This window comes from Burkholderia sp. S171, assembly GCF_009766085.1.
In the GTDB taxonomy this organism is placed as follows: domain Bacteria; phylum Pseudomonadota; class Gammaproteobacteria; order Burkholderiales; family Burkholderiaceae; genus Caballeronia.
In genome coordinates, this window is sequence record NZ_LMUF01000056.1 from 114,803 (window position 1) to 138,012 (window position 23,210).

The window sequence follows — 23,210 nt, forward strand, 5'->3', positions numbered from 1 at the left end:
GACCTTATTCGTTGGGCGGGACAGAAATCCCGGTCCTCCGACAGGTATGCGTCGCACGGGTCCAACAGCTTCACATCACTGCTGGCAGCGCAAAGTGATCGTCAACTCCTTGTGATTGCTCTAATGCCTCAGGCCGCGCTGCTTTCCTACCAGGCACAGTGTTCGTTCATGCGGTCGCCGGTACGTATTTGACAGCGTCGCCGTACTTGAGAGTCGCCTACACCACGCGCGCATTCTTCGCGGCGAGCGTGAGAGCTGCATCCCCGAGCGGGCTCCACGTGTCAACAAGTTGCGTAGGAAAGCGTCTCCCGTCTTCGTGATGGCGCCATAGGACACGCTGGCCGGCCGGTGCAGTTGAACATCGATAGGTCGAACTCTCGCTGCGTTCGAGTGGTCGCTTGCGGCGAGCGAATATCGCTTAAGCTCGAACCATGAGATGGCACGCCCGAAAAATACGACGCGGCAGCATCGGATTGGATCGCTAGCATAGACGATGGTCCTGAATGGCGAGTTCGAACTACTTACGTTGTGCGTACATGTCGGCGTGGCTTATTAGTGGAGTAGTGCGCTTTGGATGAGCGAAATCGCGGTCGAGTCGTTGCCAGAGCCGCCTCAAGATTTCTCCACCCTGCATACGCGATGGCTCGATCGACAAGGGCGGGAATACTCGGCGTGAGGCTAAGCGCACGACCAAAATCGTCAACAGCATCGGCAGGCCGCTGTGAACGAAAATGGAGAATGCCGAGCGGAAAACACAGACTTGTCCTGGCTTGCCGGTCGAGAAAACGATCATGCAGACCGCGCCCAAGAACCGCGCTATTTGATTTCGTTGAAGGAAAATATCGACGCAGGTTGTTCGGTGTGCGGGAAACGATGGTGTGAACAGAGCGTGAGAAATATACGACCAAGACTAACGAAGTCTGAATGAGCGGCAATTGAGTAGTTTTTATATTGATGACAGTCAGCAGGTATATCGGCAGTTGTCGGAATAGGTGAATTGCGCGGCTGCGCAAGCAGATTAACAACTGGCTGGGGCATTGAGGGACGCACATTCCACGGAAATGGATGTCGACCTCGTTGGAGGACTTCGACGTGCTTAACGCAACTTGGTACAAGACGCTCAAAAAATCAATCCAAACGGCGGCCCGGGATCTAGCTGAGAATGGTCAAGGCTTAGTTGACCAATTCGTGAGCGGCCGCATCGCGAAATAGTGTGTTTCGGCAATAGCTCTATGCCAGCAACTCGCGGGTAGATAGTATTCGGTGTCCTTTGCAGCGGCTCGCCTCTCGCCAAATGCGCCTCCCGCATTGCGGGAGTTTTTTCGCGAAGCTTGGTTGACCGGCTGATACGAGTGGAAACGCGATTTGTCGTGACAGACATAGGGGCTGCTTACCCGGAACATGTGCCGAGTGAGGTCGCCTTAGCTAGTCGCTGCGCCACTTTGGTTCCGTGACCGCGTTGTTCATTCTCGGTGACGAGGGGGCCGCCTATGCCGAGCATTTCCTTGCGAAGACGTTACCGCGTGCCGCGAGCAGGCTGAGTTCTGCAGCATCCTGCGCTAGTGGATTCGATCCCGTGGTCAACCTTGAAAGCATGCCAGTAGCGCGCCCGGATTGCCGGTTCTACGCCGTGGATACCGATTTCGTCCGGGCAGCCCAGGCCAGCACGATCGACGACCCGATCCGCAGCTTCTGGGAATTCGAGTGCAGTGCCGCACTTGGACGAGAAGGGTCGCGACGGCTATCCAATGTTTTTGGCAATGCGCAGGCCCCGCGCCTTTGCTGTCGCAACTGATGGAGGCTAGATGCTGCCTCACCCGGTCATGGTTCACTCGCCAACGCGCTGGACACCCCGAACAGGATTTATAGCGACGGGACTTACCCCGTCGATGGAGATGTTGTATGGTCAGATTCGTCGTCTATCGGGAATGTCATATCCACGGGCAAGGTGAGATGAACAACGGACTGACTAAGGCATAGCTCGGGTTCGCTAAGGGCCTACCGCGCGGAAACGGCCAAAGCATAAAGGCTTTGACTGAAGGACGGTCGCGACAATGCCGCGTAAAAACTGACCCGTCGGAATTCGCGATCTTGCATCAATCCGGATTTGCTTTTCGAGTTACGATTATATTTATCGAATAAGATAAATGGAAAGCATGTGGCTCGTGGCGAGGCGTATTGCGTTGAGGCGGAAGAGAATATTACGCTGCGCGAAGCGCACGATAGATACTTTTCGCAGCCGGAAGGTAAGCGAAAGCGGCTCAGCTTCATGTGCGGTGATCCGAAATGCCGGGTTGTCGCTCGACCCAAGGTCGTTGGCGCAGTATATGATCGACCTGATGCGTTTGATCCCGATGCGTTCCAGAGCGACCGAAATCGGGCGCCTTATTATCGTCGACATATCCGTTTCCCACATATAGACGGATGCACTTGGGACGAACCGGCTGACGAAGAAACCGAGTTTGACGAACCGGTTGATCTAGATCACACGGTGAACATTGGCGAGAACGAACTTATCTGGCTGCCTGAAGCGCCAGGAACGACGTGTAAATTAGCGAAAGGGCCGCACGAAATCGATGCAGCCTTCGAAGATGGAGATGACGAGGAAACCAACCAACCGACGATCCACACGACCTGATTCCACGCGTTTCTTCGTTGAAACTGCAGACCCTTTCGAGCTTGCCTCGTCGAAGCGCGTTCTTTCATCTTGATGTTCATTCATATGACCATTTCGATATCAATTGGTCATGGTGCCGAAAACTGAACTAGCGCGTAGGTGATTCGCTGGCCCGTTTCCCGCGTAATGCTCAAGGAAAGATATCAAAGTCCGGTGATTTTAGATTGGAGCGCGGCGAGAATGCTCCTCTGTTTTCCAGAAAAACCGAAGAGTTTTGAACTAAAAAATAGCGCGGGTGGTTAAATTGATCGAGGTACCTCTCTGTAGGTGTCTTGCATGAAATAAAATGTATGGAAAAGTACCAAGACTGCGACAGACTGTCGGACTCGTTTGCCGCGAATCACTTCGAATATGCCGGGCGAGTATTGATTGATTTTCATCATTAGGTGGGTGATGACTGCAACCGTTACGGATTCGAATCTGTATCGTGGGTCTTCGGAACGTTCTTCGCATTAGGCCCGCGGCGATGGGTCGATGCGGCGAACTATTAATTTCGAATGCTAGCGACGTGATGAGACGCGCAAAGTCATATTGCTGTTCGAAAATTCCGAAATAAGTCGATTCCTGAATCGAAATGTCGCAATAAAATTAAAATAATCTATTTTCAGTCGCATTTTTTATTGAATCGCAAGGATCTTCCAACAGTCTTTGGGTTTTTAGGGTTTATAAGAAGCGAGCGGTAACCATTTAGCTGGCGAAAAATGCGGCGATGTACGATCTAACTGTTCTCATTGCGGCAGAGCAATGAAAAAATAGTGGGAAGAAGTTCGAGCATAGTGCGCAACGCCACTCAGTTTCCGCAAGATTGTGATTTGTCGCCGTACGATTCCATGATAGTGAAACGTCTAGCTAGGTCGGTGCAAGTCTTATATTCGGTATTGAGGTTAAAAAATTTCGGTGCGATTTTTATAAAACATCCGATTGCAGGATCCGCTATTCTTCATAGAAGTTTAATTTTTTGTAACGTGAACTGAATCTCATTGACGTCCGCACGCTGTAAGATGTTGATCGGTGCTGCAGCAATCGGTTGAAAGTTGCATAAAGGATTCGATTCGATTTACATAATTGCTGTTAGGTGCGGCTCACGGTCTGTATAGATATCGTGATTTCGTAGGTTGAAGCAAGAGGCGGTCCTCGTTGCGATTGATGATGCTGATCGGAGGTAGGAAAGAGTAGTCGAGAGTTAAATAGATTTATTGCTGAGAATTCCGCTGGTAGAGGGGGCGAACTATAGTCTCTTTTTATATTGGACGCGTTTGCTTGCAGCTATCTTTATAGTTGCAAATATTTTGTACGTTGAATTTTGAAGTTTTTCTTCCTGTAGTCCACTGTCAGCTGTCCCCAAGCAATGCTAAGCATAGTATAAGTTAGTGGCCGTGCCTAATCTCGGAATCGGGTGCCGGAGCGTTTTTTGTGCTTATCCAATTGCAGAAGATCTAAAACGCGTCGATTGTACTAACGTTCAACGGGGACGCTCTGTTTTTGCTTGCTCTGGCCATAGTAATTAAAAATGGTTCCGAGCATAATGTGCCGTTCTTCAGCTTCTCAGCTGTCTCTGGCGGCGAGTTCGCATGCACCGGACATAACCTCGGCATCGCTTAAGCTCTATGCCCGCGGGCATTTTGCGATTGCGAAATGTATCTTGTTTTTTGGGTACATCAAAGGTTCACGCGAATGTTTGGTTTGAAATTTCGTAGTTTGTCAGTCAGCGCATTGGTCGATGTCCGTGGGCAGCAGCTTATGCCGTCGGTTGCAATGGAGCCGTGCCGATGACTTCGCGCTAGTTCACTTTCGACGCTGTGTGCGCGTTGGCCATTTACACCGTAGTGATTCGCGTGACCATGCTATGTTGGAGCATGATTATTGGCGCCGATGTAAAAATGACCCGCCGCGGAAATAAACCTGACGCACCTGTGGGAGAAGATGACAGCTTTTGCCGCCGTTGCTAACTCAGGAGCAACCTGTGGAAATCAGGGTATCGGCCCGACGCGGAACAGCGGTGCGTTAGATAGCGAGGCAAACGGTTAATCGCGCGACACGGTGCGTCGCTAACTGAGCGACGAACAGGCGAGCCGTCACAGCCAGCGCGAGCCGCGAGCAACGAAGCTCCGTCCGCTCTAGGACTATCTGCTGGAGCTCGTCGTCGCCGCGCGGCCGCGCTGGATTTCGACACCTGTTCTGTTAAGTGAACTGCAGGAAGTGGGATACGAAGGCGACATCAGTCAGCCCAAGGCATTCCCGACTCCTCCAAACGTCTCGCGGCCGAGCCGGTGGTGGGTTCGAGACTGCGCCCTGGCAAGCAGATGCACGCTGATTTCACCATCATCCCGACAGGATGCGAGCAAGCGCCCGGCCGGGATGGCGTGTCAGGCGTTGCAGCAGACCGCGCCGCGCACGCAGTTCGAGACGGTGAGATTTGGCAACGTGCTGGGCAGCGCGGGCAGTGTGATCCCGAAGTTCCAGCAACAGATCGCGAAGGGTGGCCCGGTGACGGTGACGCATCCGGAGATCACCCGGTTCTTCATGACGATTTCCGAAGCCGCGCAACTGGTGCTGCAGGCGTCGAGCATGGGCCGTGGCGGCGAGATCTTTATCCTGGATATGGGTGAGCCGGTACGGATCGTGGATCTGGCGCGCGATCTGATCCGGTTGTACGGATTCACGGAGGAGCAGATTCGGATTGTGTTCACGGGCCTGCGGCCGGGCGAAAAGCTATACGAAGAATTGCTTGCCGACGACGAGACGACCACCCGCACGCCCCATCCGAAGCTGCGGATTGCACAGGCGCGAGAAGTGCCGAATCATTTCCTCGATGAATTGCTGCCGTGGCTGATGCAGCATCGCGTGCTGGCAGATGAAGAAGTGCGGCGCGACCTGCGCCGCTGGGTGCCGGAGTATCAGACGACCATGCCGCCGAAGTTGGAGAGCGTTCCGTCGGTTCGAAATGGTTGAAGGTACTTACCGCTGATGCGCTGCTTCCGCTAGTTATGGATGTAGCCAGTTCAAGGGGGCAGCGGGGTGCGCTTCATCGAGCGGTATGAGTCGCTGGAGTTCACCTTTCGCTCGTCCCTCTTCCACGCTTCTTGCGAAGGCCTAGTCTCGCTCCATGCGCTGCAGTCTCTTTACGTGCAATCGCTGCGAGATACCTTTAAACACATTGCCCTCGTGCGGATCACCGAAATGGAGCAGTGCGGTACAGCGGACGCTGGACGGCAAACAGGCCTGATTCGCGTGAAGAGAACGCATGCCCCAGAAGAAATAGAGATTGCCCGGCGTCAGCGGCACGATTTTCGCCGACAGCAGTTTTTGCACGCGCGGCGAACGCCACGTGCGCTTCAGCAGTTTTTCTACCAGTATTTTTTCGACGATGTTGACTATCGCAAAGCGTCTCGCTTCGCGCAAATTCGGGAACATGACCAGGTGACCTGGCGGTTCATCCGCGCCGTTGGGGATCAGAATTGGCAGCAGCACGGTGACGACATACGAGTCGTAGTGAAAGTTGAGCGCGTGCCGCAGCCCGTGCGTGCCGGTCAGCCCGCGCAGGACGGGAAATATCCGGTCGCTGGGCGGCGATGCACGCATCTTCCGCTCATAAAGACTTCGCATTAGCGCGCGAAAGCCTGGATCCTCAAATAGCGGATTGAGACAGGTATCGACGATCCATGCCGCACCTTCAAGGCCGAAATATTGGCCGTTATGCTGCTCGATCTGATGGGCGACGAAACTGCGCATCTGCGTGAGGGTTGCCTCGGGCACAATATCGTGCAGTATCCCTACGCCGGAATCGTCCATTGATTCGGCCAGTGCCTGCGCGCTCTCCGCGCTCACCGGTAAGAATCCGCTAAGCGGCAACCCGTCGTTCAATGCGGTCATCTCAGTCCTCTTGGCCTGGCTTCGACAGCGAAATGCCAATTCATATTCGCCTTAAGAACCTTGACGGAAAATTGCGTAGTCTTCCGTACGAATTCGCACAGATGACCCAATTCGCGCAGCACGGGCATACGCTTTGTTCACTTTCCCGAGCAGCGCAGTCCGATACCTAAAGATAGGCATATGTTTCGCACTGCCTATCGGGAAATCAAAAGCGGTCGCCTGAGTTCGCTGCAGTCAGCCACTGTGTTCGGTTACCCACTCTAAGTAATAGGCAATAACGGGGCGGGGGCGCGCGTAGTGATCCAGATGATGTGCATCCGCAGCAAAGTTTTCTTAGTCGCTGATACCGAGGCTTTGCGACAACATAGGCGGCCATGCAAGATAGGGTTGCGCTTCTCGGTCCTCACTGTTGTCGAGGCGCATGAGTTTAAGGCAAACGTTTGCATTTGGAACGGACTGCGAAATAGTCCATCGATGGAACCAGAGCCGCATCCTGCCAAATCAGGATGCAGATCGTCAGGAGCGATTCGGCCTGCGCTTTCGCAGTCGCGCCGAGCTTCGTCGTCGTGTCGGATGTCAGTCAGATCGTCGGCTTGGAAGGCGAGCGCTCGCGCTGGATGAGTTGTGATGGCGATGGTCGAGTCGTCGTCAATTGCGAAGTCAAATAGCTGGCAGTGGCTCAGCTCTCGCCCAATGCGCCTCTGGCCTTGTAGGAATTTTGCGCGTACGTTACTCGACCGGTTGCTACGAGTCTGAAACGCAACCGTTTGCGACAGACAAAGGCGGGCGATCAAGGATATTCGCGCGGTGCCATTGAATGGCCACACAAGCTACTCGACACGACACTAACATGCACGCTAACTCGAAAGCTTTCCAGCTAACAAGTTGAGCGCAGCCACCTCGACGTCCCCAAGCCCGTTCCCCGCATATTAACTATTTGGATAAGAGCACGTTATCCTAAATCCCGGACATAGGCGGTGTGTCGCCTGAACCAGGCTCAGAATGGGGCAACAAGTTTTCCAGGCGGGTCGCGGCCGCCTGGGGCCATTTTTCTTGTGCTGGTTCGCCGGCATAGACGGCGTCGGTCGCTTTCGCTCGCCGAGTCGACGTCAGCGCATGCGCAAGCCAGATGCACGGAGCTTCAACTGCGATGAAGCTCAACCACGACAGGCCGACCGCTAACACTGCCGACGGAATCATATAGAGAGCGAGCGGGCCGCCTGTCCAGCCTTCCCGGCTGCACAACCAAAAGATCACGTACACCGGTACGCTATGCAGCAGGTACATCGAATAGCTGATTCTGCCGAGCCACGCAAAAAACCGCAGATGGATTTTCCAGACGGTCGCCAATACGCTGAAGATCGCCAATGCGGCCAAGTAGCTGAACGACTCGATCACGTGCGAAACATCATGCTGTTTGAACCCGGCCGCGCCGATCAATAGCGAAACGAAGACAACGATCCCGGTCACGCTCAGGAACGCTCTTTTGTAGGAGCAGTCTGCGCGCAGCGCCCGCACACCTTTGAACCCAAGCACCACGCGTCCTTCCGGGTGGTCGTATGCTTTGCGGAAGCACGCCCCCCAAAACATGATCGATAGATGAAAGAGCATGCCTTTGTACTGACCCAAGGCATTCGCGGGAATGATATGAAGCGCGGACGTAACGACGAACGCTGCACTTAATGCGGCGCAAACGATGCACAGCACGCGCATCTGCTGGATTCCACCTAGCCAGAATAATCCGAGGCACAGCGCATAAAATGCCAGTTCGGTTTCCAGCGTCCAGTAGTGCGGCATCATTGGGGTTTGACCTAACGCGTCCGGAAGCATGGTCGCATTGGCTAGCCATCCCGCAGTGTTCACATGCATACCGAAAAGCATCCAGTATGCAAAGAAGCCAATGGGTATTGATAACCAGTAGGTCGGATATAGACGGAGGAACCGTCGAATGAGAAATTGGCGCGTGCCCGAACCAATAGGGCCGTTCAAGCTATTCGGTATGAGCAATCCGCTCAACGCGAAAAATACGACGACGCCAATCCGGCCGAAGTTGCCGTAGTACTGCGTCGCATTTATCCATTGCTCGGACCCGGCAATTGGCGCCAACTTAACAGCAAAATGCGTCCACATTACAAACAGAACGGCCACGGCACGAATAGCATCGATATGAGACATTCGATGCGGCATGACTCCAGCTGTCGTCTTCAACGAAGTTCCCCTTGGAATAAAAGGGTGTTCATCCAGATCGGTTTATTCACCGCTTATTAACAGCCGTCGTCATTCGAAAGCGACCGGTCGAGCGAGCCTGCACTCAGGCCCGCAGTCGATCAGGTCCGCAATCGATTAGTCCACCCGATGCTGTCGTTTTGCCACGAGCTTGGCAAAACGACGCGCAGCGAGGCGCCACTCATACGCGCTCGTAGGGTCGAACTCACGCATTTTTCGATACAGGTAGGGCAGGAAGCCGCCGCGGGAGCGAGACTCAGTCACGCGCTTGCCGCGCGACAGCTCGCGGTTGCTGTGCCAAGGGAACGACCGCACGCTGGTCGCCGCGCGTCGCGGCAGGCCGAACACCATTGCGTACGCGTAACGTGGCGCGTCCGAATTGTTAGGGCCCGCGTGATGCAACGTGCGCCCCGCGTGAATCGTGCAGCCGCCGATCGCGAGCGGACAGACGACCGCAGTGGCGGGATCGAAGCCGTCGATACATTCAAGGCCGTGCGTGCTCGGGTCTCCCCCAATTGGCTGGTGTGGTAGCACGGGTCCGAGATGCGAGCCTTGAATAAACTGAAGGCAGCCGTTCGCAAGCGATACATCCTGCAACGGAAACCAAAGGTTTATCTCGCGGTATTCAATGGTCGGGTCGGTGAACGCTTCGTCTTGGTGCCACGGCGTCACCGCGTCGGCATGAGCCGGCTTGTAGAAGAAGCTGTCGCTGACGAAGCGCGCCTTCTCGCCGAGCAATTGCACGGCGATCTGGTGGGCGGAGCGGCGCAGTTCCGTCTCCGCGATGCTGCGTTCCAACATTGACGGATGGTGCAGCTGGGCGAGCTTAGGCTCGTCGAACTCGGTGTGCTCAGGATAAAAGTCGAAAAGCAAGCCTTCCCGAAAGCCCGCTTTGCTCTGCAGCAACCGACTACCCACCCGTCGGAGCTCGGCGAGCTCGTCCAGGTTCGCTACTTGCTCTAGCCGCATAAACCCGTCTTGCCAAAAGCGTTCTTTTTGGCTTGGTGACAAGGCTGCGGCGACGGTTATGTCGCGCTTCAAAATAGGACCCCGGGTCTAGTTGGATTTGCCCTCACTAGACCATGTTACAAATCAGCACTCCGTGCGATTCAGCGCATAAAACGTTATTTCGATGTTCCGCGTGCCGGGTCGAACTCGCGCCGGACATAAGACGCTGGCGGCGGTCCTTTCCGTAGCCGTGTATACCCGTATCTACCTGTGCCTGGGCGTGTCTATCTGTCGGAAGATGGATCGTTATATGCATGCGTTCCAGGAATAGTGTGCGCATACGAGAAACGTGAAAAATCTTCTGCTTCTATTCCGCTTCCTCCGCTTCTCGCTTTTTCGCTTTTATATAGGCTGCACACGAAATTAGCGCGAGTCGATTTAACGTTGAACATCGCACATCGCGATTTAACGTTGGGCGCCGCACATCCCCGCGCAGAAGGGGCCGATACTCTGCTTACTAAGTGTAAGAATCTGTGTAAGAATCTAAGCGATTGCCACAGGGCGCATTTATGCCAGGGTTATGAGAAGCATTCCTGACGTCGCGCTAAAACGAACAAAGGCTGTTAGATAGACTGCGGCCAAGGGGACACCATGCAAAAAGCGTTGTTGTCGATTGTAATTCCCGCATACAACGTCGAGCATTTTATCGGCGCATCGCTAACATCGGCGTTGCAACAATCGCGCGCGCAGGAAATCGAGCTTATTGTCGTGGACGACGGTTCAACGGATCACACGCTCGAAAGAATCCGCGCAGTGCAAGCAACCGAAGCCGGCCGTCATATCAAGGTGATCCATCAGGAAAACCGCGGCGTGAGCGCGGCGCGCAATGCGGGCATCGCGTGCGCAACATGTCCGTATATCGGCTTTCTCGATGCGGACGATGTCTGGGACGCGCGTTTCTCTGAAATAATCCTGCCGCTGCTTAGCGACGACTCCTCCGACTCTGCCGATATCATTGAATTCAATCTCGGTATCGTCAATACGGACGGCATGCAGATCGACCGCATGCAGCTTGTTGACCCCGCAACGCTCGGCAAGCGCACGTGCGATCTTCCGGCACTAATGGAGTTTGCCAAGGTGTGCCAAGCATTTCCCGTCGTGCGCGTTTACCGGCGCGAACTATGGGACGGTATCGACTTCCCCGTTGGCCGGGTGTACGAGGACTTCGCTACAATTCCGTTCGTCTATACGCGTGCCCGCACGCTGTATCGCCTCGCCGACGAACTCTATTATTATCGGCGCCGCGCCGGCAGCATCACGCAGAGCGCCTCGCTGCATTCGGTGGAGGGCATTGCGCTCTGTGCCGAAGAAGCGCTTGAACGTTGCGAAGGAGATTCCATAGGACCCCTTGACGCCTACTGGCTTGCGGTCTTCCACAAGGCGTTTCGCTATGCATGCGTAGAGGCGTCACGCGTACCCATGAATGCGATGCGTGAATCGATGAAGATGATCGACGGCATAGCCGCTCGATACCGCCGCTTGGCGGGAACGCGAGCCGCCGGGACGCTTCCTGCGCTGCATTATCGGTCCCGGATCTTTATCGATCGGCGGATCTTTCAGGCCAAGAAACTGGTCAAGCACACGTTCGGGCTTCAGCTCAGGCCGTCTCGCCAAGCGCCGCGGATAATCCAGCCCGAGCCACTGGCGGGTCTTTCGACGCGTGCGACCGTCAGCGGCCGTTGAGCGGGTTCGTCTCTTGGGAACGATCATGCAGATTTACCCCATTCACACGAGTTTCACGGCCGGTGAATCCTTTGAACTTGCAGTGCAACCGAAGCGCCGCTTCGGGGTGGCGATTTATCAGCAGGCCGGCGACGAACTGCTGCTGTTCTGCAGCAGCGTGGCGGTTGAGGGACAGAAGAATGTAAAAGCGTCGCTGGTGGACGGGCATTACATTTTCGAATCGGCTGGAGCCAATGAAGCTGCGCAGTTCGACCGTGACTGGAACTGGCCCACCATCCGCATCCGGCCGGATGTTCCCGCTCACGAGACGCTTTCAAGCGGTGCCTACGTGGCCATCGCCTATGAAGTCTCGGCGGCGGGAAAGCCGCGTGACGAGACCGGGCGTCGTTGCCTCAGCCGCAAGCCGGTGTCAGGCGCGCCGCCTGCCAGCGACAGCATGGCGCTTGTCGTTGCGCGCCCGCGAATTCCATCGGCGCCGATCGCCTACATCGTGCCGGTCGCAACCTACCACGCGTACAACTCCATTGGCGGCGGCTGCTATTACAACGACCCGATCCACCGCCGTCCGCCCGCCACGCAAGTGAGCTTGCGTCGTCCGGGCGGTGGCTTCGGTGCGCAGCTCGGCGAGCCTGTCGATCCATACGATCCCGCCTCTCCACGCCAGCAGTTCTTGCATTGGGACGCCAAGTTCATTCGCTGGCTGCGGGCGGAAGGCATCGCTTGCGATTTCTACACCGACCTTGATCTTCATGAGGGAAGCGCGCTCGATCTCACGAAATATCGCTGCATGCTGAGCGTCGGCCACCATGAGTACTGGAGCCACGAAATGCGCGAACACGTGGCGCGCTTCGTCGAACAGGGCGGCAATCTCGCGGTGTTCAGCGGCAACACGTGCTACCGGCCTGTGAAGTTCACCTGTGACGCCCTAGGCGACCCTGTCGGCATGAGCAAGCTGGCAGGCGACTGGGACTTGCTGACGGAAAAGCCGAACGACGATCCACGGGCATGCGGAAATGAACGCCACCTGATCGGCCTGAGCTACACCTACGGAGGCGGCCATTACGGCAGGTGGAAACGCTGGCGCGGCGGCTGGATAAACCGCAAGCGCGAGGCAGTCGGCTTTACGGTCACGCAACCTGAACACTGGGTCTTCACCGGCACTGGATTGAAAAAAGGCGAGACCTTCGGCGCCGACGACCGCTTGGTCGGTTACGAAGTCGACGGCTTGCCAACAAACGATCCGCACAATGGCTTCGAGACGCTCGCCAACACCCGGCAGCTCACCGGTTGGGAGATGGGCGGTGTCGGCTCTTTCGGCATGTTCCGCCCGAAGAATCCGTCGGGCACGCTGAGCGAAGGTCAGGTATTCAACTGCGGAACGACGGACTGGGCGAGGGTGTTGCTCGACCCCCAGGCCAAAAGCAATCTTGTCGTGCAGCGGATTACGCGCAATGTGGTGCGCCGGTTCATCGACCCCTCGTTCGATGGTGCGTCGCAGCAGAGCAATAGAAGTGCCCCGCGCGAGGCGACCGACACCCCTGCGGTCGACGACACCGCCGCGATCTGATCTCCACGGTACACACGACACCCGCTCGGAACGGCATTGTCCGGGCTCTCGCGTTTCTTCCTTGTGTTGTGAAATTGCACGCTATCCACGACCGGTCGGCGGGTCGCCTCTTACGCGCTGGCTAGAGGGTTCACCTCAATGGCGGCGCGCTTCCGGCCAGCGCCGCGCCCCGCCTTCCGGCTCGAATTGGCCCTTTATTCGCCGCTCACATGGCGGAATAACAGGTGTGTTTTAGGCGTAATTATCCTAGCGTGCGTCGCCGTACATTCGGCGATTTCTCACACCTATACGATTCTTCACAAGGCGAAGGGCATCGTCGGCGCGCTCATTAGCGCTGAATGCCCCGCGCATGCCGAACGCAGCGGGTTTAACGCATTGCTGTTGACCGGCGCCAGCTAACTCGAACGGTCTCTGGTTCGGGCCCGTGCGATATCGGGCGTGTAAGGAATTATAAAAGTCCGTCATTTCTTGAAGCATCTCAGACGGTTAAGCATCCCCGGGCGATCGCGCGATGGTGAAAAAATGAATGGATCTCCAGTGATAAACAGACTTTGGGCTTTCACCTTCTTTATCGCGGTTGCCAGCGATGTAATGGCAGGAGCGTTCCGCTACTACGCGTCGGTCGTCGGAGCGACGCCGATTTTCTACGCGCCGAAGGTGTTGATGCTGATTTGCATCGTGGTGCTCCTCGTGCAACAGCCGCCCAGGATCGGCCACCTCCTGGCCGGCTTGTACATCGCGGTACAGGCATGCGTGTCGCTGGCCAACGGCGTCCAGCTGACGGCTATATTTTTCTGGCTGTGGCTGGTTTCGCCGATGCTGTTCGCCATGCTGGCGCCCCCGGGAGCCCTCGCCGTACTGAACGGGCGCACTGCGCGGATCGCATTTGTGATTCTCGCGGTGATATGCATGGTCGGCGTCTATGTGAACTATTTCATGCCCTTGCCGTGGGTGGGGACAAAAGCGGATGTAGGCGGGGTTGATATCGGCAACGCCCAGCAGTCGTACACCGGCTTCGTCAAGCGGTTGCCAGGGTTCGGGCGCAGCAGTGCTGCAACAGGACTGCTGATCGGACTGATGATGACGTGGCTGCTGTCCCGAGTCCGCTCGCGGATCCTCCTGCTCGTGTTGCTGGTCGCGTCGGCAGTCGCCATTTGGGAAACAACCAACAAGACGACGGTCGTCGCACTGGCACTCGTGGTCGCGCTATACAGCTTTGCACGCGCGCCGACACTGAGAAAGGCTTGCATCTGGGTGGCGGCACTGATGATCTTCATTCCGTTCGCATCTTATATTGCCACCTCTGCCGTGAACGATCTCGTGGTCGGTTCCGGCGCGCTCTCTTCGTTCCAGGACCGGATCGTGGAAACCTGGCCTAACATCCTGGCAGGCATGCTTCGGGAAAAGCTCATCTGGTTGGGGATCGGTCCTGGTGGATTCGGCGCTGCTGCCGGTTATTACAAGGGCAGTTTTGGTTTCAACGTTGGCTACGCGGACAACCTGGCTCTTTATGCAGTCGCTAACTTCGGGCTGTTCGGCGGGATTCTTCTCGCGTTCTTGCTGACGAAGTTCGTACTGTTGCGTACGTCGGAGGACAAGGGTCTTTGGGTGATGCTGTTTTTCTTGTTGCTCAGCGGCATCACGACTGATGTTGTCGAGTCCCTTGGCTGTCTTTTATTTTTGGGCGTCACCATCCGTTCTTTGTTGGGCACGCAAGCATCGCAGGTCCTGCCTGCACGCTCGTTTAATCGTGCGCGATACTCGGAAAATTGGCGCAACCGCGGCACGTTTCCAGCAGATCGAGCCGCACGCCGTGCGTGGAGTCCGACCGTCGCGCAAACAAAAACGGACGCCTCGGAATGAAGAATCGAAAAGACGCCCTGTTTCGCCGAGCGATCATGGTCTTCATGGGTTACTTCGCTATCCTCGCTATTCCAGCGTTAGCGACACCGATGATCGCCCCGGACGGCGCGCGAAACTCTTCCGAAAGAACGTATATTCCGCTGCCCTTGTTTCCGGCTTCCCGTGCCGACACCGGCGTGGCGGTCCACGAACTGAATGATCCGAAGTTGCTGGATGCGGTCAAGGATGTTGGATTCTCGTTCGTGCGTTCCGACCTTTTTTGGGGAACCGTGCAGACCGCCAACGGTTGGAATTTTGCGCCGTATGACACGCTGGTTTCCAATCTGGCGGAGAGGGGGTTAGGTGCGCTCTTTATCCTTGGCTATGACCATGATGTGTATAGCCCGAGGCAAGCACCGACGACTCCCGCCCAGCTTGCAGCGTTTCATGCCTATGTCTATCAATCGGCACTTCACTACAAAAAGGCGGCCGTTCGTTTCGAGGTGTGGAACGAGCAAGATTCCAAGCAATTCTGGTTGGCCGAGCCGTCACCCTCGGCCTATCGGAATCTGCTGAAGACCGCAGTAGCCGCGGCCAAGGCGGCCAATCCGAAAGCGATTATTGCCACGGGTGGCGTGACGGAGGCCAACCGCAGTTTTATTCGTTCCGTTGGCGACATCAGCGCGACTCAAGTAGGACCCGACGCGGTGAGCGTGCATCCGTACCGGCAGCAATACCCCGAGACGGTACTAGCCGATTACCGCACGTTGGATCAGGATCTGTCGGCTTATAAGAAGGTTCCGGAACTTTGGGCGACTGAGTTGGGATACCCCAGCTACGGTTACGCCTATGTATCGGATATTGAAGACGGGCACTCGCCGAAAGCGCGCGCACGCCAGGCCAAGTACGCGGTACGTCTGTTTCTCGCCAACTGGATCGCGCAGATCGGGCTCACGGCGTACTACGACATGCGCGACGACGGTCCCAATCCCCACGATCGGGAACACAACTTTGGCTTGCTGGACGCGAACAACATCAAATTGCCGGTCTACAACGCAACAAAGTATTTATTTTCGTTCACGGCAAACGTCAGCGATGCCAGGTATTTCATTAACGATTACGACAAGTACATCGTTCTGAAACTGATCACCGCGAGCGCAACCAAATATGTGATTTGGTGCTATGGCGACGGCAGCACGATTGACCTGGACACGTCTCGTTTGCCCGGGAACGCAAGCGTGACCGATATGTACGGCACCCCGCGGGCATCCACGGGTATCCAGGCAGTCCCTGAGACGTTGGGTCCGGTATTTATTAGTGTTCCTTCATAAATTAGTCGTTAAGCGGTAAGCATTGCTGGTGCACAGGTTATTTCAATAGCCGGAAGCTTTTGTGACGCACGGGGCTCGGCCTTTATCTTTTATTGCAGGGGTTTTGACATGAGTTCATACATCGGGCATTCGTCGTTTAGTGCGGCGCCGAAGAAGAGCGACGGGCTGATTGACTTGTGGCGCAGCGTGGTTCGCCACCGGCGGTTATTCACCGCGATCACGTGCACGTTCTGTGTCGCGGGCACGCTGTACGTGTTGCTCGCGACGCCGCAATACCGCGCCGAGGCGATGCTGCGTGTCGAAACCAAACCCGGGTCGTCGATCAGCGCACTGTCGGATGTAGCGGGCACGATGAGCGCAACCGTATCGGCAAGCGACGAAAGCGCGGTTCTGACATCGCGCAGCATCGTGAGTGACGCGATTGCTCAAACCGGTGCTCAAACGAGCGTGCAAACGGGAAGCCACTTTCCATTGATTGGCCAGTTCATGGCCTCGCGGCATGTCAACGCCCAGCAACTGGTGCCGCCGTTTCTGGGGTTGAGCGGATACGCGTGGGGAGGCGAGCTGCTCAAGCCGGGCGTCTTTACGGTGCCGGAAGCGGCCCTGGGAGACAAGTTTCGCGTGGTGACAGGCGAGGCGGGGCAATGGACGCTGTATGACAAGGACGGTACGCAGCTTGCGCAGGGTCGTGTCGGGCAGTTGGTTCCTTTTAGTGTGACCACGCCCGAGGGGAATGCGCCTGGGGAGTTACGTATTGACACGCTGCGGGCGCGCCCGGGCGTGGAATTCACGCTGCGCCGGGAGTCCGCGCAGGCGGTGTTTGAGAACGTGAACAAGCAACTGAAGTCGACGGTGGCGAGCCAGGGTTCGACGCTCCGGGACCCCTCGATCATGAGCCTGAGTTACCAGTCCGATTCGCCCTTGATCGCGCAAATGCTGGTCAACACGATCGTGAAGACGTATTTGAAGCGTGACGAGGAATACCGTGCCGAGCAGGCCCAGCTGAGCCTGAACTTCCTGCGCGGGCGTCTGCCCGGCCTGAAGGCGGACCTGGAGAGCGCGGAGAACCGCCTCAACGATTACCGCACGAAGACGAGCATGGTCGACATGGGTCAGCAAGGCACGGCGCTGATCACGCGCTTAAGTACCCTCGCCGATACTCAGACGCGCTTGCAACTGCTGCTCGACGAGCAGAAGCAAAAGTTCCGCCCCGATAGCCCGACTTACCAGGCGGCGGCTTCGCAGCTTGATCAGGTGAATCGGCAGATACAGGCGCTCAGCGACACAGCGACGCGGCTGCCGAGCATTCAACGCGAATATGTCAGGCTTGCGCGCGATGTTGCCGTGAGTACGCAGTTGTACACGAGCGTGCTGACCAACGCACAGCAACTGGAAGTGGCCGCCGCGAGCACGGCGCCCGGGGTGAGCGTGGTTGACTGGGCGATTACGCCGGAGAAGCAGTCGTGGCCGCGCAATGTGATTGTGTTGCTGGGTTCACTGCTTGGCGGATTGTTCGTGAGCGCGGCGGCAGTGCATCTCCTCTCGCTGAATCGAAAAGAACTTCGTACACCGGAAGAGATTGATTACATTTCGCATGTGCCGCGTCTGGCGGTGGTCGCACAATCGCAGGCGCAACTGCAGCACAGCAGCGACATGCGCCGTCGCCTGGGCACGCCGGCCAAGCTGCTGGCGGCCAATAGCCCGACGGACCCTGGTATTGAAGCATTACGCTCGTTGCGCAGCAGCATGAGGGCGTTGCTCGAGACGGGCGACTTGAGCGCGGGCAAGGTGATCCTGTTCACTGGGCCGACGCAGGGAGTGGGCAAGAGCTTTGTGTCATCTAATTTTGCGTATCTGCTGGCGGAGACGAACGCGTCGGTAGTGCTCATTGATGCGGACATGCGTCAGGGCCGGTTGAGGCATTTGCTGAAAGAGCGCAGCGGCGCAGGTCTGGCGGAAGTGCTGGAGGGAACGGCACGGGTGGAAGATGCGATCGTGAAGCTTGATGAGAGCAACCTCTCGGTGTTGAATGCGGGGCTGGCTGTGCCGTCGAACCCGTCGGAGCTTCTGGGGCGTCCTGCGTTCCAGCAGATGCTGGCGACGTTACGGGATACTTACGATTATGTAGTGATCGATTCGCCGCCCGTGCTTCCGGTGAGCGATGCGTTGTCGATCGCCTCGCAGGACTGTGATCTGGTCCTGCTGGTGTCCCGTGCCGATCATACCGGTGCACGCCAGCTGGAAGAAACGATCCGGCGGCTGGAGAACGTCGGGGCGAGGGTGGGAGGCCATATCTTCAATGGCTTCTTGCCGGGTCGGTACGGTGAACGCGATGAGTACGGCCTCTACCTTGCTCGCAAGCTGCATTAGACAGAATGGTATGTGGGTTTGAGAGGGCGTCGGGCGGCTTTGGGGAAGTCCGCCCGGACCGTAAGCACGATGAGGTGCCGCGCGAAACCGCGGTATCCTAACGCTGGCGGAAATTTCTGCCCACCCTCAGGGAGGGAGCGCTTGCGGGTGAGAGAATTGGCGTGCCCATATCACCGGGTCGCCGATCCCCGTTGGAATCGGCTTAGACCTGTTTCCCGGCCAACGTCGAGGTCCACACGGATGAGTCCATATCAAGTGTCAAGGTTAACGGCTGGAGCGCTCGCATCCCGGGCGACGCGCCAGGAGCGCCGCGGATGGTGCTAGACGAAGTATCAGCGCTGACGAACGCGGGTTCACTACTTTCGCCGGGCGGCGAGATCGTGGCGTCGTACGATCTGGAAGTGACCAATACACCCGCTCTCGGATATCGCGCGCTCGGTCAGTCCAATAACATCAACAACGCCGCATTGAGCCCATTCAATCCTGACTATGCCGCGGTATCGCGCGTACACGTGATTAATGGCATGGGTGTGACACTGGGCGATTCCGTTATCGGCGTGACCGCTCTTATTGCCATCAAGACGCGATTCCCGCACATTTCCTTCACGATTTATCGACCCGCTCACGCGCCGGGCTATGTAAAGCGTCTTTACGAGCTGGCCGAACCGCTATTGGGTACGGTCATCGACTTACCGGTGAATCTTGACACACTCCCTTACACAGAGTTACGCATCGATTTAGGCAATCATTTATTCTGGCCCAAGTTTGCTTCGCTGCCGATGATCGATTTCTTTCTCGACGCAATGGGGATAAAGGCTGACGACGTCCAGTCCATAGACAAGCGCAATCACTGGCTGCAGCAATTGGCGCTGCCGCGGCCTGAAGGACTCAAGGGCGACTACGTATTACTGTGCCCGGCTGCAAGTACGCCCGTGCGAAGTATCCCGGCGTCTGTGCATGAAGACCTTGTCGAAGCGGTATGGCAGCGCTACAGGCGGCCCGTCGTGGGTTTTGGCGTGATCGATCATGGGCTTTACACTGATGTCACCTCGCGAGCGCCCGATACGGCAGATTTTCTCGCATGGATAAAGCACGCTTCGTATGTAGTGACGCCCGATACAGCTGCCGTTCATATAGCTGCGGGTTTTGGTATTCCGACAACGGCGTTCTTCACCACCATCGCGCCAGATTTGCGGGTGCGCGACTATCCACGATGCAAGCCCGTTTCCTTGCCGGTTCCTGAATTGGAAGGCATACAAGCGAGTAACCGGGCATCAGAAGTGGATCAGGTCGAACGCGCTTATCGAACACTAAAGATAGATGCTGATTTTTCTGGATTTACTTAATAAGCATTTTGAATACTTTCAATCCGTAAATCGGAATAAATTACTTGAATGTGTAAGAATTATTCCTGATAACGGTCGCTGAAAATCTACTGCTTTGTCATATTCGGGCAAACCATTAGGGTGGTATGCTTCCTGCAATAATCTTCATACGCAAGTGAAAAAGATCGGTTGTGCTCCGCTTTGGAACCTGTTTTGCACCAGGTAGCGGATTTGATGCAGATTACATGCACCATCTTGTCGTTTTCAGCAAACGTTTGCGAACACCCTGAATTTCTTGATTCATCCGTTTTGCGGGTAAAAAACGCCTGCTACGCTTGGTTCAACATTCGCGGCGCGGTCCGGCTGCATGGAGCAACGCAATGTTTTTCGACGAACTCAGTAATGAAGAATGGGCACTAGTTGCCGCGCTCGTGACCGAAGGCGAAGTCCGTGAACACCGTCGCGGCCGTCCGCGTGCGCACCCGCGCACGATCGTGAATGCCGTGCTGTGGATTCTCACTACCGGCGAAACCTGGTCGAAGCTGCCCAGTCATTACCCGACCGTGCCCACCTGCCGCCGTCGTTTCAACGACTGGCAAATGAATGGCACGCTGATCGAAATGGTGACGCGGCTCGCATCGCGCGGACGGTCGTTCGCCATCGTCCCGTCCACGCCAACCGAAGCGCCACCGCGCCAGACGCAGGCTACTTACGAATGCGACCGCCTGCGCGGCGTGTTCTGGCAGAACCCGGAGTCGTGGGGGGGGTCTGACGGAAACAGCGCGAACTCGGTGGACGCGCTGTTCGCCGGCGTCCCGCGCCGGATTGCCGAAGCGCATGACGTTGCTCGCGCCAATGCGCCAACGCCGTTGTCGGCGGGCAGGGCGGCCATGGTCAGTACAGCTTCGCGTTCGCTGCAGCGTGAAGCGTCGAGCATGGGCGCAGGGACCCATTCCGTTGACCCCTTGCCAATGGCCTTCGAGCCCGACTGCGCGCCCGTGCATGACGGCCACGGTTACGCAATCTATGCCATCCCGCGGCCGGTCGCGGGCAGCATGTTCCGCGGCTGGGCTGAGATCGTGAAGGACGGGCGTCGGGTGGAGCGCTCGGGCCTGATCGGTCCGCGCTACGAGAACCCGCAGGAAGCGGCGGAATACGCGCTCGAATGGTCCCGCAGATGGATCGCGGCGCAATCTACACGCGTGACGCATCCCGTGCAAACCACCGCTGATATGCCGCATCGTGCGACGCCAGTGGCCAATGCGGACCACGCAGCTAGTCACGTGCAGAACGATCCGAAGCATGAACGAAGCGCTGCTACGCCGGAGCGCGTTGAGATTCGCCGCTATGCGGACGTGCAAGGCTAACGCTGGATAGGGCACAGGACCACGTCTCTTCCGGTCTGTCTGGTTTGGCTCAAAATGGTTTCGACTTGAAACGCCGAGGGGCGCGTGAATCACGCGCCCCTCGGCATTTTTATTGCCTGCCGTACTTGTCGTCGAAGCGGACAATATCGTCTTCACCCAGATACGTGCCCGACTGCACCTCGATCATTTCAAGCGGCATCTTGCCCGGATTCTCAAGTCGATGCTGGACCCCGATCGGGATGTAGGTGGATTCGTTTTCCGCAAGGATAAACGTCTCGCTGCCGCGCGTGACAAGCGCCGTTCCGCGCACCACGACCCAGTGTTCGGCGCGGTGATGATGCATCTGCAATGACAGCCGTGCGCCCGGTTTCACCACGATCCGCTTGACCTGGAAACGCTCGCCGTTGTCGATGGAGTCGTAATGACCCCACGGCCGATGCACCTTGCGATGGTCCGCGGCCTCCTTGCCTTGCTCTGCCTTGATGCGCCCGACGATCGCCTTCACGTCCTGCACGCACTCCTTGTCCGCCACAAGAATGGCATCCGCCGTTTCCACGATCACCAGGTTATGCGTTCCCACGCACGCGATCAGCCGGCCTTCGGAATGCGCATACGTGGATGTTGCCCCCTGGAACATCACGCGGCCACGCGCGACGTTTTCTTCGCCGTCCTTCGGCAGGATCTTCCAGATTGCATCCCACGATCCCACGTCGGACCACCCTGCGTTCAACGGCACGACGGCACCCGAGCAGACGCTCTGGTCATTGGCCAATTGTTCCATGACGGCATAGTCGATGGAGTCCGACGGCGATTCCGCGAACGCCTCTTTGTCGAGCCGGAAGAACTCACCGTCGTGCGTGCCGGCGTCGCAAGCGGCGCGGCAGGCGGCGTAGATGGCTGGCTGGAAGTGGTCGATGGCCTTGAGCCATACCGACGCACGCACAATAAAAATCCCTGCGTTCCACCAGTATTCGCCGGAGCTGACGTACTGGCGCGCGAGTTCGAGATGCGGTTTCTCCACAAACTTTTCGAGTTGCCATGCCCCTGAGCTAAGCATCTGCTGGCCAACCTTGATGTAACCGTAGCCTGTTTCTGCATGCGTCGGCACGATACACATGGTGACGATCGCACCGTCCTGCGCGCACTTGGCGCCCGCACCAATCGCTTTGTGAAATGCTTCGGTATCCGTAACAACATGATCTGCGGGCATCACCACGAGGATAGCGTCTTCGCCTGCCGCCATCGCGTGCATGGCAGCAACGGTCAGCGCGGGTGCCGTATTGCGAGCAAGCGGCTCGAGGACGAGATGCGCGCGCCTGCCGCCGCTTCGCAATTGATCGGCTGTCGTAAAGCGATGATCTTCGCCGCACACGATGATTGCGTCGTCAATACGCGCCGTGCCGTAGGTCAATCCGTCCAGACGCTGGGCGGTGGATTGCAGCAGCGACTGGTCACCGATCAAACCAATCAGCTGCTTGGGGAAGTGCTCACGCGACATGGGCCACAGGCGTGTGCCCGCGCCACCGGCCAGGATGACCGGCTGGATCCTGAGCTTCGTTTCATTTGCGGCAGGGGTGAGTGGACTGGTGTTAAGAGTCGTGTCGAGAGCGGTCATGACGAGGGAGCTCCTTGAGCTTGATCGGGTATTACAATTTTTAGCACGTACTAAATAGCTGATAAATCAAAAAACCGAAAAATAATCACTCGACATACTCAAATCGGTAACTTGGGCATTAAACGTAACGAAAATCGGAGACTGAATTTTTTTCTTACTTTTTCGGAATTTTTTCTCGAAAATTAAATACCTGAAATTCGGCCCGGCAGCCTTTATCTATAAGCTTCTCGGCGCCCAGTAACAATCTGAAAAAAATTCATCAATGCATCGCCGGTAAACTAGTTCCACGCCTTTCAAATCCTTTCGTGACGAAAATAAATACGCGA

At 56.7% G+C, this 23,210-nt stretch carries 12 protein-coding genes and 2 pseudogenes; 10 read left to right on the forward strand and 4 right to left on the reverse strand.

Translation table 11 applies throughout. The features are described from left to right. Positions 1-2,158: 2,158 nt before the first annotated feature. The 3 genes and pseudogenes from GSQ93_RS32260 to GSQ93_RS32265 form a co-directional block, all read left to right on the forward strand. Entirely contained in the window at positions 2,159-2,638 is a 480-nt protein-coding gene (locus GSQ93_RS32260; RefSeq protein WP_158939999.1) for a hypothetical protein, read from the forward strand. A gap of 1,981 nt (positions 2,639-4,619) precedes the next feature. Then, positions 4,620-5,028, forward strand: a pseudogene (locus GSQ93_RS38430) (IS21 family transposase); the annotation flags it as partial. Then, positions 4,991-5,629 (forward strand): annotated as a pseudogene (locus GSQ93_RS32265) (polysaccharide biosynthesis protein); the annotation flags it as partial. The pseudogenes GSQ93_RS38430 and GSQ93_RS32265, both read left to right, overlap by 38 nt. A 141-nt stretch (positions 5,630-5,770) precedes the next feature. Here the strand turns inward: GSQ93_RS32265 and GSQ93_RS32270 are convergent. The 3 genes from GSQ93_RS32270 to GSQ93_RS32280 form a co-directional block, all read right to left on the reverse strand. Further along, positions 5,771-6,550, reverse strand: a complete 780-nt coding sequence (locus GSQ93_RS32270; RefSeq protein ID WP_158940000.1) for a hypothetical protein — start codon at positions 6,548-6,550, stop codon at positions 5,771-5,773. Between the two features lie 957 nt (positions 6,551-7,507). Continuing rightward, entirely contained in the window at positions 7,508-8,725 is a 1,218-nt protein-coding gene (locus GSQ93_RS32275; RefSeq protein WP_254074172.1) for an acyltransferase, read from the reverse strand. A gap of 168 nt (positions 8,726-8,893) precedes the next feature. Next, positions 8,894-9,817, reverse strand: a complete 924-nt coding sequence (locus GSQ93_RS32280; protein WP_254074173.1) for a phytanoyl-CoA dioxygenase family protein — start codon at positions 9,815-9,817, stop codon at positions 8,894-8,896. 558 nt (positions 9,818-10,375) lie between these two features. On the opposite strand from GSQ93_RS32280, the gene GSQ93_RS32285 reads away from it, so the two are divergent. From GSQ93_RS32285 to GSQ93_RS32315, 7 genes are all read left to right on the forward strand, one after another. Further along, positions 10,376-11,467 carry a glycosyltransferase family 2 protein gene (locus GSQ93_RS32285; protein ID WP_254074174.1) on the forward strand — a complete coding sequence of 364 codons (1,092 nt, stop codon included), beginning with the start codon at positions 10,376-10,378 and terminating at the stop codon, positions 11,465-11,467. A gap of 25 nt (positions 11,468-11,492) precedes the next feature. Then, on the forward strand, positions 11,493-13,034 hold the full coding sequence (locus GSQ93_RS32290) for a N,N-dimethylformamidase beta subunit family domain-containing protein (protein ID WP_158940001.1): 1,542 nt from the start codon (positions 11,493-11,495) through the stop codon (positions 13,032-13,034). Between the two features lie 537 nt (positions 13,035-13,571). Continuing rightward, a complete protein-coding gene (locus GSQ93_RS32295; protein ID WP_254074175.1) occupies positions 13,572-14,897 on the forward strand; it encodes a hypothetical protein in 1,326 nt (441 codons plus the stop codon). A gap of 44 nt (positions 14,898-14,941) precedes the next feature. Next, a complete protein-coding gene (locus GSQ93_RS32300; RefSeq protein WP_254074182.1) occupies positions 14,942-16,207 on the forward strand; it encodes a cellulase family glycosylhydrolase in 1,266 nt (421 codons plus the stop codon). Between the two features lie 108 nt (positions 16,208-16,315). Further along, the gene (locus tag GSQ93_RS32305; RefSeq protein WP_158940003.1) at positions 16,316-18,577 is read left to right on the forward strand and encodes a polysaccharide biosynthesis tyrosine autokinase; all 2,262 of its coding nucleotides are present in this window, start codon (positions 16,316-16,318) and stop codon (positions 18,575-18,577) included. Positions 18,578-18,978: 401 nt separating this feature from the next. Beyond that, a complete protein-coding gene (locus tag GSQ93_RS32310) occupies positions 18,979-19,923 on the forward strand; it encodes a glycosyltransferase family 9 protein (protein WP_254074176.1) in 945 nt (314 codons plus the stop codon). Positions 19,924-20,282: 359 nt separating this feature from the next. Then, positions 20,283-21,269 (forward strand): transposase, encoded by a 987-nt coding sequence (locus GSQ93_RS32315; RefSeq protein ID WP_254074177.1) that lies wholly within the window; start codon positions 20,283-20,285, stop codon positions 21,267-21,269. 109 nt (positions 21,270-21,378) lie between these two features. Here GSQ93_RS32315 and GSQ93_RS32320 read toward each other — a convergent pair whose 3' ends face one another. Next, on the reverse strand, positions 21,379-22,884 hold the full coding sequence (locus GSQ93_RS32320) for a mannose-1-phosphate guanylyltransferase/mannose-6-phosphate isomerase (protein WP_158940005.1): 1,506 nt from the start codon (positions 22,882-22,884) through the stop codon (positions 21,379-21,381). Positions 22,885-23,210: the final 326 nt, after the last annotated feature.